This window comes from Micromonospora sp. NPDC047753 (assembly GCF_040642735.1).
Taxonomy (GTDB): Bacteria; Actinomycetota; Actinomycetes; order Mycobacteriales; family Micromonosporaceae; genus Micromonospora.
This window is the reverse complement of record NZ_JBEYSL010000150.1, coordinates 1-13,724: the sequence shown is the minus strand read 5'-3', so window position 1 is coordinate 13,724 and position 13,724 is coordinate 1. Positions and strand designations below refer to the sequence as shown.

The window sequence follows — 13,724 nt, the reverse complement described above, 5'->3', positions numbered from 1 at the left end:
TCGCGGTCAACCGCTCCGTGATCCGCTTGGAGTAGCCGAGAACACTGACCGGGTCGGCGGCCTTGTCGGTCGAGATGTTGACGAACCTCGCCACGTCGCGGCACGCGTTGAGCACTGTCTGCGTGCCGAACACGTTCGTCTTGACCGCCTCGCCCGGGTGACGTTGCAGCAGTGTCAGGTGTTTCAGGGCCGCCGCATGGAACACGATGTCGGGTCGGCGTTCCGCCATCACCCGCCGGATCCGTTCCTCGTCGCGCAGGTCGGCGAGGATCAGCTCAGGGCTGTCCAACATCGCGCGACCCGACATCGACAGTTGCAGGGCGTGCAGGGCCGACTCGTCCCGGTCGAGCATCATCAGCTCGCCCGGATCGGCCCGCATGATCTGGCGGCACAGCTCGGAGCCGATCGACCCGCCGGCGCCGGTCACCAGGATCCGGCGTCCGCGCAGCTGGGACTCCGCATCCCGAAGGTCGCCGATCACCTGTCGTCGTCCGAGCAGGTCCGCCATGTCCGGGTCGCGAACGTCGCTCACGGTGATCCGATGGTCGACCAGTTCCCGTACCGAAGGAAGGATCTTGAACGTCGCTCCGGTCTTCAGGGTGCTCTCGCGAACCTCGTTGATCAGTTCGGAGTCGGCGTTGGCGGCGGAAAAGATCACCATCTTCGCGCCGGTACGCCGCACGACAGTGTCGATGTCGGAGCGAGAGCCGAGCACGCGCACGCCCGCCAGCGACAGGTGGCGTTTCTGCGGGTCGTCATCGAGCATCCCGACCGGCAGGAACTGCCCTGCCGGATCACTCAGCATGGCCCGCAGGAGCCCCTGACCGGCGGAGCCCGCGCCGAAGAGCAGGACCGGCTCCGCGCGGCCGGCGTCCGGGCGCAACGTCCGGTCGCTGCGGCTGCGGTACGTCAGACGGGTGGCGAGCATGACGGTCAGCGCGATCGCCGCGCCGACGAGTGGCGTGCTCGCGGGCACCGGCCGGGACGTCATGGGCACGAGGGCGATCAGCAGCAGTACGCCGGTGGTCAGGGCCGTGTTGGCGAGCCCCTGCATCTCCTCCACGCTGCCCAGGGGATGCCGGCCGGACAGGTTGCGGCGAACGGCGGACACCGCGACGTGCGCTGCCGCGGCGACCACGCCCATACCGATCGCGCGGGCCAGGGCGGGGCCGGTGAGCGAGAACTCGAAGCGCACCCACGCGGCGACGGCGAAGCCCGCGATCCAGGCGAGGGTGTCCGCTGCGAGGAGGCGGCCGGCCAGTCGAAGGTTGCGATGCGACCGGCCGAGGCGTATGGAGTCGCTGGGGCTTGTCCCCGAAAGTTGCATGTGAAACTCCTGCTGCGATAGCGGCCCATCCGGGGCTAAACCACCAAGATGGTCTTATTGGGGTCCTACCAAAACTAATCACTTTATGGCTGGTTTTTTGCCGTTTGCGAAGTTTGTCCGGCTGCTGACCTGGCCGACTGTCGTGGCACCACCGCCCCCCGCAGCACGTCCTCGAACCGTTCGAAGAGCAGGTCGCGGTCGAACTCGTTGGCCGCGACCACCCGCGCTGCGGCCCGCGCCCCGGCGGTCCTCGCCGGATCGCTGACGAACGCGCCAGCGAGCGTCGCCGCGGCGGCGGGATCTCCCGCGGGCAGCACGAGTCCGGCGCCGCTGCGGCGCAGGATGTCGGCGATCCACCCCTCGTGGTTGACCGCTACCGGTCGACCGGCGGCCCACCCGTCGAAGACCTTGTTGGCCGAGTTGGCGTGCAACGCGGGCTCGTCGCGCACCGTCGAGACGGCGAGATCGCAGGCACCGAAGAACGCCACAACCTCGGCCTTCGGCACCTGGTCGATCATGAAGAGGTTGCGGTCCAGGACGTCGGCCGCGGCTGCCTGTGCGCGCACCTGTGCCGTCTCCGCGCCCTGCCCGACGATCGCGATCCGCACGTCGGGGTGGTCACGACGCAGCGTCGCGGCCATCCGCACCAGATAACCCACGTCGTTGACGAACCCGAGCGTCCCCGCGTACAGGATCAGAGGACGGTCGCCCAACCACGGTGTGCGATCCCGAAGCGCTCGGCCGGCAGCGTCCGCGTCGGCGAACAACTGACGGTCACAGCCGTTGGGAATGACTGTCACCGCGGCGTCGGGGTGGCGCGCCCGAACGCCCGCCGCCATCCCCGGCGACAGCGCCAGGATGTGAGCGGCGTTGCGGTAGGCCCACCCCTCCAGACCGGTGGCCGCACGCCTCGTCAGCGGCGACCGCAACGCGCCCAGCGCGATCGGCACCTCCGGCCAGAGATCGCGTACCTCCAGCACCATCGGCGTCCGGCGGCGGCGGGCGGAGTAGACAGCGGGCAATGTGATGGTCAGCGGCGTGCTGGTCGCGAAGACGACGTCCTGCTCCAGTGACGCCGCGCGCGGAGCCGCCAACCGGGCGAACTGCCCGAAGGCCGAGATCCGCTCCCGGAAGGACATCGCGTTGCGGTAGGGAACGGCCGCCCAGTGCACCACCACGCCAGACTCCACAGTGGTCCGCCAGGTCTGCCGGGCGTCCGACGAGGACTCGGTGTCGCTGGTCACGACGTGCACGTCGTGGCCGTTGCGGACCAGACGGCGGGCGAACTCGTAGGACCGGGTGCCGCCGGACATGGCCGGTGTGCGGAAGTACTGGTGCAGGTAGACGATCCTCACCGGGCCACCCCGTTCCGACGGTGCCCGGCTCGGTCGGTGCTCAGCCGCCGGTAGCACTCCTGCACGACGGAGACCTGGCGCGACCAGGACTCCGACGTCTCGATGAAGCGCCGGTTGCGCTGTTGCAGGGTCGGCTCCAGCGGGCGGGCGGCCATGAGCTGTTCCGCCAGTGCGGTCTCCAACGGCCCGGTGAGGATGTCGGCCACCATGCCGTCCTCGACCATCTCGCGATACGGCGGCAGATCCGCGAGCAGCAGCCGGCAACCGGCGAGCGCCGCCTCCAGCACCGTGCAGCTGCGCTGGTCGAAGCGAGGAACCGAGATGCTCACCTCACTCGCCCGCATCAGCCGGAAGGTGTCCTCCGGTGTCAGAGACCGGTCCAGGACCGTGACCCGTCCGGGCAGGCTCGCGGCGAGTTCGTGGGCTTCGGCGACGCACCGCCGCTGCGCCGCAGCGGCCGCTGCCTCGGCGGGACGGTGCCCGGCCAGGACGACGAGGTGAAGGTCGGGACGAGCGTCGGCCACCCGGGCGAACGCCCGCAGGACCTCGGGCGTGCGGTAGACGGGACCGGCCGTCCGGGCGGCGAACAGCACTGTCGCGTCGGCCGGGATGCCGAATTCGGCCCGCGCCGACGCCGGCGTCACGGTGTCCCGGAGCGCGAACAGCTTGTCGTCCACGCCCCACGACACGGTGCGGGTGCGGTCCGCCGGTATCCGGTAGCGCTCGATGATCTCGGTACGGACCGACTCCGCGGTGGGGAGGACGAGGTCGGAGCGGCGCAGGGCGGCCCGGGCGACCCATCTGCGGATCCGGGACCGACGCGCCGACTGCAGGTCGACCCCCCAGGGCGTGACCACCCGGGCGGGTCGACGCGGGGCCAGCAGCGACAGCAGACCCGCCATCCCTACCGAGTGCACGTGCAGCACGTCGGGGCGAGCCTCGCGCGCCTGCCGCCGCAGCCACCAGCCGGCGGCGGCGAGCTGCCACACCGCTCCCCACCGCCCGTTGCGGGTCCGGCCGGTCCCGGGCGCCACGCGCAGTTCGACGCCGTCGATGGGCTCCGCGTCGATCCAGCTGACGGCGATGACCGGATGACCGCGTTCCGCCAGGGCGACCGCCCACTTGCGGGCGTGCAGCGAGCTTGCGCCGCAGAGCAACATGACGGACGGAAGTACGGGCGTGGGGGCCGAGCCCGGGGCGGCCCGCTGCCGACGCGGCTGGTCGTGGCTCTCGACCCTCGGTGTGTCGGGACGCGTCGCGGTCACCTTCGTCTCCTTCATGATCACGTCAGGACCTTGTCGGCGGCGGACCGTCCGCGGCGCAGGCCGTAGCCGCTCTGGTCGGGCGTCCAGGCCGGTCGGGTCCGCACGGAGTGCTTCGGCCCGGCGGGACGCGGGTCGGTCACGCGTTCCGGCTCGGCCTGCGAACGGGCTGTGGCGACGGCCAGGAGGAGTACGAACGGGATGAGCACCGGCAGGGTGAGCAGCGGCTCTCCGAAGAGGCTGCACCCCCCGATCGCGGCCATGCCGAGCACTGCCGCCTCCGCGCTCTGGTCGCCGGCGCGCAGGCGTCGACGGGCCTGGCGGATCACGATGAACAGGAGCCCGCCGACCAGGAGGACGCCGACCAGCCCGGTCTGGGCCAGCACCGTGAGGTAGGTGTTGTGGGCGTGGTTGAGGCTGTCGAGCTGAACGTCGACCGCGGCCACGGTGACCTCGGGCTGGAAGTACTCCGGCAGGTGGGCCCGGAAGTTCTGGAAACCCACGCCGACGAGAGGGTGGTCGGCGGCCATCCGCAGGGCACTGAGCCACAGGTCGAGGCGTACGCTGCTGGAGCTGTCCAGCCGGCCGTCCACAGTCGTGTACGAGATTCGCTCGGCCACCTGATCCGGCACCAGTTGCACCCCGGTCAGGCCGACGGTGAGGACGACGACCATGCCGGTGAGAGCCAGGGCCACTGTGCGCCGTCGCTGGATCACGAAGCAGAGCAGGAGCAGCGCTCCGCCGATGTACGTCGATCGGCTGTAGGACAGCACCACGCTGACGACCACGGCGGCGATCCCCGCGACGGTCAACACGCGGGCTGTGCCCGACACACCCGGTCGCAGCCTGGCCAGCAGCACGGCGAGCGCCAGCAGCAACATCGGTCCCCACGCGTTGTGGTTCAGGCTGCTGAGGGATTCGGCGAGGTCCGGGTTCTCCTCGGCGAGCACCGGTGCTCCGATCAGGGCGAGCACGGCATGGAACAGACCGACGCCGGTCGCTGCGACCGCGAACACGAGGAGGACGGACCGTGAGCGGGCTCGGGCAGTGTCGATGAGCGGTATGCAGGCCAGGGGTATCGCGATCGCGGCGACCGACCGGAACGCCTGGTTGGGTTGGCCACCGACCGTCACACCGAGAGCGAGGACGCAGGTCAGGCCAGCCACGATGAGGACGGCGGGGGTGCTGCGGCGGGTCGCCCGGCCGCGGAGCAACGTGCCGACCAGAGTGCAGAGGATCAGCGCCAGCAACGGCGTGGTGCTGCTCGCCGCCGGGGCGATGGGCAGCTGCGATGCGGGCACCGCCAGTGCGATGCAGTAGAGGCCGAAGCCGGGCAGGGTGATGACGAGCACCACCACGGCGAGAGCGGCCAGCCGCAGCAGGAACGAGGTGTCCTGCACCGCCACCACACCGGCGGCCACGCCGGCGACGAGCACGCCAGCCGCTCTTCCCCACGCCGGCAGCAGGGGGTCGCGGTCCCGTGTCGTTGGCCTCGCGTGCCGGCCGCCGCGTTCAGTCGTCATTCTGGTCGGACCGTTTCTCCGGCCCTGGGCAGGCCGGTAATCGAGGAAGGCCCAGCCGACGACCAGGCCGTAGAGGACGTATCCGGCCGACACGGCGAAGCCCGCGCCGAGCGTGCCGAAGCGTGGGATCAGGACGACCATGGCGAGCAGCCCGCCGATGGCGGCGCTGACGGCCGCCAGGGTCGGCGGGCCCGGACGGTCGACGGCCGTCAGGTAGCTCTGCGCGGTGCGGGCGACCGCGAGCACGATGAGGCCGGGCAGCATCGCCCAGAGCACCGGTACGGCCTCGGCGAACTGCGGGCCGAAGAGCAGCGGGAAGGCCAGCGGCGCGACAGCGGCCAGCAGCCCCGCCCCGACGGCGGTGATCAGCAGTGTCTGCACCGACATCCGACGGACCGTGTGCCAGTCGGCGCCGCCGTGTGCGACCGCCGGTACGAGGATGAGACTGAGCGCCACCGGGAGCACCAGGAGCATCTCGGCGAACGGCACCGCCACCGAGTAGACGCCGACGGCGCCCGCACCGGCCACCAGGTGGATGGCGGGGACCTGGCTGCGCACCATCGCGAACTGGGCCAGGTTGGGCGCGTACACCCGGCGGGCGAACGCCCGGTACGCGGGCGCGTCCTGGGGTGTGCCGGCGTCGCGGCTCAACGGCAGGGCGCGGACGAGCAGCACCGTCGCGGCGCACACCTGGCCCACGAGGTACGCGCCGATGACGGTGTCGGTGTCCGCGCGGTCGGTCACCGTCAGGGCGACGAGCAGCAGGCCGTAGACGAGCAGCCCTCCGATGACGGTCCAGTTGTAGACCGATGCGCGACTGCGGCCGATCTCGGCCGTGCCGAGCAGCGAGGAGAGCAGCACCACGGGGCCGAGGCTGAGCGCGAGGGCGAAGGTGACCGGGTCGAGCCCGATCCGAACGGTTGGCCCGACCACCAGCGCCAGCGCCCCCCAGGCCGCTGCCACGCCGACTCCCACCGTTGCGACGTGGCGCAGACTCCACCACACGGTTCGACGGTGGGCGGCGGCCGAAGCGCCCGCAAAGCGGAGGTTGGCCGTCTCCATCCCCGCCGTGAGGACCGCTCCGAAGATCGCCGCACACGCGAGCACGACCGCCACCACACCCCGGTCGTGCGGGCCGAGGACCCGGGCCGCCAACACGCCGGTCGCCAAGCTGACGGCCAGGAGCACGACCCTGGTCCCGACGGACCCGGCGGCGGCAGCCGACACGCTCTGCGCCGAGACACGCGCCGACGCGCCGGGACCGGTGGTGGGCTGGCCGCTTCCGGCGAGGTCCCGAGCGCCTGTCACCGCCGGCCCGGCATCCGCACCGGGGCTGACGCCCGGACCGATGGGCGGTGTCGCGGCCGTCACCGGGCCACCTCGCGGGGGAGGCCGGCCTGCGGCAGTGGACGACCGTCGAGCGCCGCCCGGTAGATCGCCTCGACGTCGGCGACCGTCCGCTCGATGTCGAAGAGGTCCAGACAGCGAGTGCGTCCGAGCCGGGCCATGGCAGCCCGCCGCTGAGGGTCCCGCAACAGGTCGGCGACGGCATCGGCCAGCGCCTCCGGGTCTGCCGGAGGCACCAACAGGCCGCTCTCGCCATGTTGCACGGTGTCGGGCAACCCGCCGACGTCGCTGGCCACCACGCCCCGCTCCATCAGCAGCGCCTCGATGGTGGCGTACGACGCGGACTCCTCCAGCGACGGTGTGACCGCCACGTCGAGACCGGCCAGAACGCTCTGCACGTCGCTGCGGCGACCGGTGAAGTGCACGCGCTCGGCAACGCCCAGTCGGACGGCGCGTTCCTCCAGCTCACGCCGGTAGCCCACGTCACCGGTGAATTCGTCGCCGACGACGAAGAGGTGGGCGTCCGGCACCCGTTCCAGCAGGCGCGGGGCCGCGTCAAGGAAAACCTCGTGGCCCTTGAAGCCGATGTCCTGGAACGCCTGGAGTCGGCTGCGGTACATGTGCGCGAGCATTCCGACGGTGGGGGTGCCGGCGGCCAGCCCGAACTCCGCCCGGAAGGACTCCCCACTCGCGGTCGGATCGAGCCGGTGCACATCGCACCCGTAGTGACTGACCGTCACCGCTCGCGCGCCCAAGCTCCGGTACCGCTCGGCGAACGCGTGGCACGAACCGATCAGTACGTCCACCCGGCGCAGGGTTGCGCGATCGATGCGGTTGAACAGCGGGCTGCGCAGGTGGACGGTGCCGGCGATCTGGTTGACCAGCAGCGGTCGGCGGGCGGCGAGACTGGCCAGGCGGCAGACGATGTTCGCCTTCACCAGATGGCCGTGCACCACATCGGGGTCGAAGCGCCGGACCAGGCGGACGAGACGCAGTTGTGCCGCCGCGACCCGGGGGAGCTGCTGCGGGCGCCAACCGGACATCGACACGATCTCGGTGCGGATCCCGGCCGTCCGGAGGCGGTCGGTGAGTGGACCCTCGCCCGGGACGACAGCGCGGACGTCGTGCCCCAGCCGCGCCAACCCGGTCACCTGGTCGTAGAACCAGTCACCGCCGACGGCCGTGCTTGTCACCTGGAGAACGCGCAGTGGCCGGATGCCGGCACTGCGGCGGTTTGTGCTCACGTCCTGCTCCTCGTGCCGGACCACATGGGCGCGCGGCGTCGGTGTCGATCCCGTCTGGTCTCGGTCAGTGCTGGTCAGCGCGCCGGTACGCCCTTGACCACGGCATCGGCGGGAACGTCTCTGGTCACGCAGGCGCCCGCTCCGACGGTGGCGTCGCTACCGATCCGCAGCCCCTGGAGCACCGCGGCGGTGGTGCCGATCAGCACTGCCTCGCCGAGCTGGCAGTCGCCTGAGACGGCAGCGAGTGGATTCACCGAGACGAAGTCGGCGAGAGCGGTGTCGTGGCCGACCGTCGCGTTCTGGTTGAGATGCACGTGCCGGCCGATGGTCACGTTGGTGGTGACCCGGGCGCCGGCGAACACCACGAACCCGGGGCCGTGTTCCGTGTCCGGCCCGACCGTCGCCGCCGGGTGGATGAGGCTGGTCGCCGGCGTCCCGTAGGCGTCGACGCGCTGGGCCACCGCCCGTCGGGTCCGAGGGTCCCCGATGCCGATGACGTGATGTGTGTCGGCAGGGGCGTCGCGCAGCCACGGCAGCCCGCCGAGGTACGGGACGTCCAGTTTCTGCACCCGTTTGAGGTTCTCCTCGCTGGGTCGGTCGTCGACGAAGCCGACCAGGTGCCATCGGGGTCGGTCCGCAGCGGCGTTCATCGCCCGGGCGATGCCCAGCGCCTCGCGTCCGTGGCCACCGCAGCCGACGATCACCAGTGGAATCGTCATGCCGCCCGTACCCCGCTGTGGCTGGCCAGGAACTCGTCGATCGCCTCGAAGACCCGCCCGACCTGTTGCTCGGTCAGGCCGCTGCCACTGGGTAGAGCGAGGCCGTGGGTGAAGAGCCGGTCGGCGGCCCCGCTGAGCAGACTCTCGGCACCGGCGAAGACGGGCTGGCGGTGCATCGGGTTCCAGACGGGCCGCGTCTCGATGCTCCCGCCAGCGAGGTGGGCTGCCAGGTCGGCGGCCCGCCAGCCACAGTGCTCGTCGTCCACCGTGATGACGGTGAGCCAGCAGTTGGAGTCGACGTCGTCGATGCCGACCAGTTCGACGCCGGGCACCGGTGCGAACACCTTGGCGTACTGGTCACGTAGCTGACGGCGGCGGGCGATCATCCCGTCCAGCCGGACCAACTGGGCCCGGCCGAGCGCGGCCAGGAGGTTGCTCAGCCGGTAGTTGTAGCCGGTCTCGCGGTGCTCGTAGTGCGGCGTCGGCTCCCGCGCCTGCGTGGCGAGGTGGCGGGCCTTGGCGAGCAGTGCCGCGTCGTCGGAGACGAGCATCCCACCGCCGGAGGTGGTCATGATCTTGTTGCCGTTGAAGGAGAGCGCCGCGACCTGTCCGAAGGACCCGGCCGGGCGGCCTCGGTGGTGCGATCCGAGCGCCTCGGCGGCGTCCTCGACCAGCGGGATACCGGCCTCGGCGCAGAGCGGGACGAGTCCGGTGTAGTCGACGCAGCTGCCGAACATGTCGACCGGGACGACCGCGCCGACCCGCTCACCGCGCGAGCGCAGCCGTCGCACCAGGTCGTCGACCAGGCCCACGTCCACGTTGCCGGTGCGGGGATCACAGTCGACGAAGACCGGACGGGCCCCGATGTAGCGGACGGCGTTGGCGGTGGCGATGAAGGTGAGGGTGGGCACGATGACCACGTCGTCGGGTCCGACGCCGACGCCGAGCAGCGCCAGGTGCAGGGCAGCCGTCCCGGAGTTGACGGCGACGGCCCCGCCGGTGCCCACCCGCTCGGCGACGTCGTGTTCGAACGCCTGGAGATCGGGGCCGACCGGGGCAACCCACCCCGAGCGGAGGGCGGCGACCAGGTACGACTCCTCCAGCGGCCCGATGTCCGGCGGGGACAGGTACACGGTTTCCCTCATCGGGCACCGCCCGAGCCGGTGGTGGCGGTGTTCGAGTTGCTGCGTGGGGGCGGGGACCAGCGCGGCGTACCCGTGAACTCGGGAGCCGTGACGGACCCGGCAGCGGAGATTCCCTCGCGCCGCAGCACGGTCCGCACGGTCGCGGCGAGAATCGACAGGTCGGTTCTCATGTTGTGGCTGTCCACGTACCGCACGTCGAAGTCCAGCTTCTCCTCCCAGCTGATGCTGTTGCGTCCCCGCACCTGGGCCAACCCGGTGACGCCGGGTCGCACCTCGTGCCGTCGGGCCTGGTGGGGTGAGTAGCGACCGAGGTATTCGGGCAGCAGTGGCCGTGGGCCGACCAGGCTCATGTCGCCACGCAGCACGTTCCAGAGCGTGGGCAGTTCGTCCAGGCTGCTGGCGCGCAGCCAGCGTCCGAGCGGCGTGAGTCGGTCCCGGTCGCCGAGCAGGCCGAGGCTCAGGTTGGGTGGCCGCATGGTGCGGAACTTGACCATCTCGAAGGGCTGGCCGTGCAGTCCGGCACGGCACTGGCGGAACAGCACCGGGCGACCGAGACCCACCGCGACCAGCACCGTCACCACGATCATGGCCGGTGAAGCCAGGATGAGAAGGACCGCCGCCACGACGACGTCGACGATTCGCTTACCTCGCTGCGGGCTGGTCCGGGGCAGCGACAGGTCGGCGTCGACGAGACCACCAGGCACCGGCACGTTGGACCTCCCATGGGATATTCACAAAAGGTACGTATTATTCATACCAGGACAGACCGTATGCCGAGGCTGATTAGCGACGCTCGGTCCGCATTCCCCCGATCAACCCCGAAACCCCGTAGTCGGACACGGCCAGATCTGTGCCCTTGTGCAGCTCGTGCGGCCGATGGACCGAGCGGTAGAGTCGCGGCGACCGGTCGGGCGAGGGAAGAACCAGCCGGTCGGGCGAGGGAGATGACGTGTTGCACCTGAGGGTGGTCGCCCCGGTTGACCGGTCGGCGGAGGTCGTCGACCTGCTCGCCGAGGAGGCTGGGGTAACTCACCTGGCCGTGCCGCCCGGCAGCCACCGGGCGACCTGATCCTCTGTGACGTGGTGCGGGAGAGCGCCGACCGCGTACTGCGGCAGTTGCAGCGGATCGGCGTGGACACCGACGGCGGCATCGCGGCCGAGGACGTCGAGTTGACCATTTCCGCGGCGGCCGACCGGGCGGCGGACAGGGCCCCGGGCAGCGGCGCGGACGCGGTGGTCTGGGACGAGATCGCCGCGAAGACCGGCGAGCAGACCGAACTGTCCGGCACCTACCTCGTGCTGATCGTGGTGGCCACCATGATCGCCGGCATCGGTGTGCTGCTGGACCAGCCGATCCTCATCGTCGGGGCGATGGTGGTCGGCCCGGAGTTCGGCCCTCTCGCCGCGCTGTGCGTGGCGCTGCTGCGCCGCCAACTCGGGGTGGTCGGCCGCTCCGTGCAGGCTCTCGCGGTCGGCTTCCTGGCGGCCATGGTGGCGACCGTGCTGAGCACCTGGGCGCTGACCGCCGTCGGTCTGGTCAGTCGGGAGATGCTGCTCGCCGACCGTCCGCTCACCGACTTCATCTGGCGGCCGGACGCGCTGTCCTGGGTGGTCGGTCTACTCGCCGGTGTCGCCGGCATGCTCTCGCTGACGTCGAAGAAGTCCGGCAGCCTGGTCGGAGTGCTGATCTCGGTCACCACGGTTCCGGCGGCGGCGAACGTGGCGGTGGCGGCCGCCTACGGAGTGTGGGACGAAGCGGGCGGCTCGGCGCTCCAACTGGTGATCAACCTGAGCGCGATCGTCCTTGCCGGCCTGCTCACCCTCGTGGTGCAGCAGGCCTGGTGGTGGAACCTGGCCCGCCGGGCCCGTCGTCCAGCAGCCGGGTGAGCAGCGTCCGCAGCGGGATCGACTCACCGTCGCGGCCCCCCGCTCCGACGACCAACGGCGCCGGGCTGGGCTGGGGGTCGACGCCGAACAGCCGGGCCCGCAGACCTCCCGGCACAGTCAGCAGGTGGAACCGGCCGGCCACGTCCACCGCGCGGGTTTCGGCCCGGTCGACGTACCACCCGGTCAGCCCGGTCCGGTAGCGCCCACGCCCGTCGTACCCCCGGGCGACCAGCCGGGTGGTGCGCAGGCCGCGCCGGGTCGCCTCGGCCACGAACCAGGCGACCAGCTCCGCCGCCTCCGCGTGCTCGGCGGCCCGCCGCCGCGCGTCCGCGTCGGCGTGCGCCCGCACCGCCTGCCGCTGCTGATCCCGCCACTCCCGGGCGTCTCGCTGACTCACGACGCCGACGGTACGCGAGCCAGCCGGCTCCGCCGCCAGTGCCGGCCGCTGTCGGTGCGGGTCGCTGCCCGCGGTCGTCCTCGGCCGGGTCTGGGCTCACCTCGACGGCCCGATGGCTCCAGATCTTGGACAGTTTCCGTTCCGTCAGGACGGAAACTGTCCAAAATCTGCTGTGCCTCGGCGTTGCGATGGCGATCGCCCGCGGCCGAGGTGCCGAGATGGCCGCCCGATGGGCCGCATCCCGGTCACCTCTCGCGCTGGGTCAGGCCAGTCCGGCGCGGCGCAGGGCCTCCGCCATCGCGTCATTGGCCGGCGCGGGTGCGCCCTGCCGCTGCCCGCCGCGACCACCCTGCTGCCCGCCGCCGCGACCACCCTGCCCGCCACGTCCGCCCTGTGAGCCGCCGCGACTGTCCTGCCCGCCACGACCGCCCTGTCCGCCACGTCCGTCCTGCTGTCCGGTGCCGCGACCACCCTGCGGGCCAGCGGATGCGCCCTGCCCGCCGCGGCCACCCTGCGGCGCGCGCTGCGCCGGGCCGCCACGCCCCTCCTGGCCCGCCCGACCACCACCGCCACCACCGGTGGCGGGTTCGTCGTCCAGGCGCAGGGTCAGCGAGATCCGCTTGCGGGGTACGTCCACGTCGAGCACCCGGACCTTGACCACGTCGCCGGACTTCACCACCTCGCGGGGGTCCTTCACGAAGGTCCGGGACATCGCCGAGACGTGCACCAGGCCGTCCTGGTGAACCCCGACGTCGACGAACGCGCCGAACGCGGCCACGTTGGTGACGACGCCCTCCAGCACCATCCCCGTCGTCAGATCGCTGATCTTCTCCACCCCCTCGACGAAGGTGGCGGTGCGGAACTCCGGGCGGGGATCCCGGCCCGGCTTTTCCAACTCGGCGAGGATGTCGGTGACGGTGGGGAGGCCGAACCGGTCGTCGACGAAGTCGGTGGCCCGCAGCCCGCGCAGGATGCCGCTCTTGCCGATCACCGAGCGCAGGTCCTGCCCGGTGGTGGAGAGGATGCGGCGCACCACCGGGTACGCCTCGGGGTGCACGCTGGAGGAGTCCAACGGGTCGTCGCCACCGGGGATGCGCAGGAAGCCGGCGCACTGTTCGAACGCCTTCGGCCCGAGCCGCGCCACCTTCTTCAACTCGGTACGCGTACGGAACGGCCCGTTGGCGTCCCGGTGCAGCACGATGTTCTCGGCCAGGCCGGCGCCGATTCCGGAGACCCGGGTCAGCAGCGGCGCGGAGGCGGTGTTGACGTCCACCCCGACCGCGTTCACGCAGTCCTCCACTACCGCGTCCAGCGACCGGGACAGCTTCACCTCGGACAGGTCGTGCTGGTACTGACCGACGCCGATCGAGCGTGGGTCGATCTTGACCAGCTCCGCGAGGGGGTCCTGGAGGCGGCGGGCGATGGAGACCGCGCCGTTCCGCCTCCGGCCAGGGCAGCGGCCCGGTCCGCAGCCGGTCGGCCAGGTTGTGGCCGTCGACGAGCTCCATCACCAGGTAC

At 71.5% G+C, this 13,724-nt stretch carries 10 protein-coding genes and 1 pseudogene; 1 reads left to right on the top strand and 10 read right to left on the bottom strand.

The window, feature by feature from the left end; translation table 11 throughout:
- From ABZ749_RS15235 to ABZ749_RS15200, 8 genes are all read right to left on the bottom strand, one after another.
- Positions 1-1,327: polysaccharide biosynthesis protein (locus tag ABZ749_RS15235; protein ID WP_357227911.1), on the bottom strand; the 1,327-nt coding region annotated here is incomplete at its 3' end.
- An 83-nt stretch (positions 1,328-1,410) separates the two neighbouring features.
- Positions 1,411-2,682: a glycosyltransferase family 4 protein gene (locus ABZ749_RS15230; protein ID WP_357227908.1), complete on the bottom strand. Its 1,272-nt coding sequence runs from the start codon at positions 2,680-2,682 to the stop codon at positions 1,411-1,413.
- Positions 2,679-3,947, bottom strand: a complete 1,269-nt coding sequence (locus ABZ749_RS15225; protein WP_357227906.1) for a glycosyltransferase family 4 protein — start codon at positions 3,945-3,947, stop codon at positions 2,679-2,681. The genes ABZ749_RS15230 and ABZ749_RS15225 overlap by 4 nt, the downstream gene beginning before the upstream one ends.
- A 17-nt stretch (positions 3,948-3,964) precedes the next feature.
- Entirely contained in the window at positions 3,965-6,838 is a 2,874-nt protein-coding gene (locus ABZ749_RS15220) for an O-antigen ligase family protein (RefSeq protein ID WP_357227903.1), read from the bottom strand.
- Positions 6,835-8,058, bottom strand: coding sequence for a glycosyltransferase family 4 protein (locus tag ABZ749_RS15215; RefSeq protein ID WP_357227901.1), 1,224 nt, complete (start codon positions 8,056-8,058; stop codon positions 6,835-6,837). Before ABZ749_RS15215 ends, ABZ749_RS15220 begins: the two co-directional genes overlap by 4 nt.
- A gap of 74 nt (positions 8,059-8,132) precedes the next feature.
- Positions 8,133-8,777 (bottom strand): acetyltransferase, encoded by a 645-nt coding sequence (locus ABZ749_RS15210; protein ID WP_357227898.1) that lies wholly within the window; start codon positions 8,775-8,777, stop codon positions 8,133-8,135.
- The gene (locus ABZ749_RS15205; protein WP_357227896.1) at positions 8,774-9,922 is read right to left on the bottom strand and encodes an aminotransferase class I/II-fold pyridoxal phosphate-dependent enzyme; all 1,149 of its coding nucleotides are present in this window, start codon (positions 9,920-9,922) and stop codon (positions 8,774-8,776) included. The genes ABZ749_RS15210 and ABZ749_RS15205 overlap by 4 nt, the downstream gene beginning before the upstream one ends.
- Entirely contained in the window at positions 9,919-10,632 is a 714-nt protein-coding gene (locus tag ABZ749_RS15200; protein ID WP_357227893.1) for a sugar transferase, read from the bottom strand. Before ABZ749_RS15200 ends, ABZ749_RS15205 begins: the two co-directional genes overlap by 4 nt.
- 370 nt (positions 10,633-11,002) lie before the next feature.
- On the opposite strand from ABZ749_RS15200, the gene ABZ749_RS15195 reads away from it, so the two are divergent.
- Positions 11,003-11,809, top strand: a complete 807-nt coding sequence (locus ABZ749_RS15195) for a DUF389 domain-containing protein (protein WP_357227891.1) — start codon at positions 11,003-11,005, stop codon at positions 11,807-11,809.
- Here the strand turns inward: ABZ749_RS15195 and ABZ749_RS15190 are convergent.
- Positions 11,739-12,206: a hypothetical protein gene (locus ABZ749_RS15190; protein WP_357227888.1), complete on the bottom strand. Its 468-nt coding sequence runs from the start codon at positions 12,204-12,206 to the stop codon at positions 11,739-11,741. The genes ABZ749_RS15195 and ABZ749_RS15190 overlap by 71 nt on opposite strands.
- Positions 12,207-12,468: 262 nt before the next feature.
- A pseudogene (locus tag ABZ749_RS15185) lies at positions 12,469-13,641 on the bottom strand (helix-hairpin-helix domain-containing protein); the annotation flags it as partial.
- Positions 13,642-13,724: the final 83 nt, after the last annotated feature.

What these genes read in the sequence shown, in the direction of transcription:
- ABZ749_RS15210 (WP_357227898.1), bottom strand. Translation starts at nt 8,777, where the DNA reads ATGACGATTCCACTGGTGATCGTCGGCTGCGGTGGCCACGGACGCGAG.
- ABZ749_RS15205 (WP_357227896.1), bottom strand. Translation starts at nt 9,922, where the DNA reads ATGAGGGAAACCGTGTACCTGTCCCCGCCGGACATCGGGCCGCTGGAG.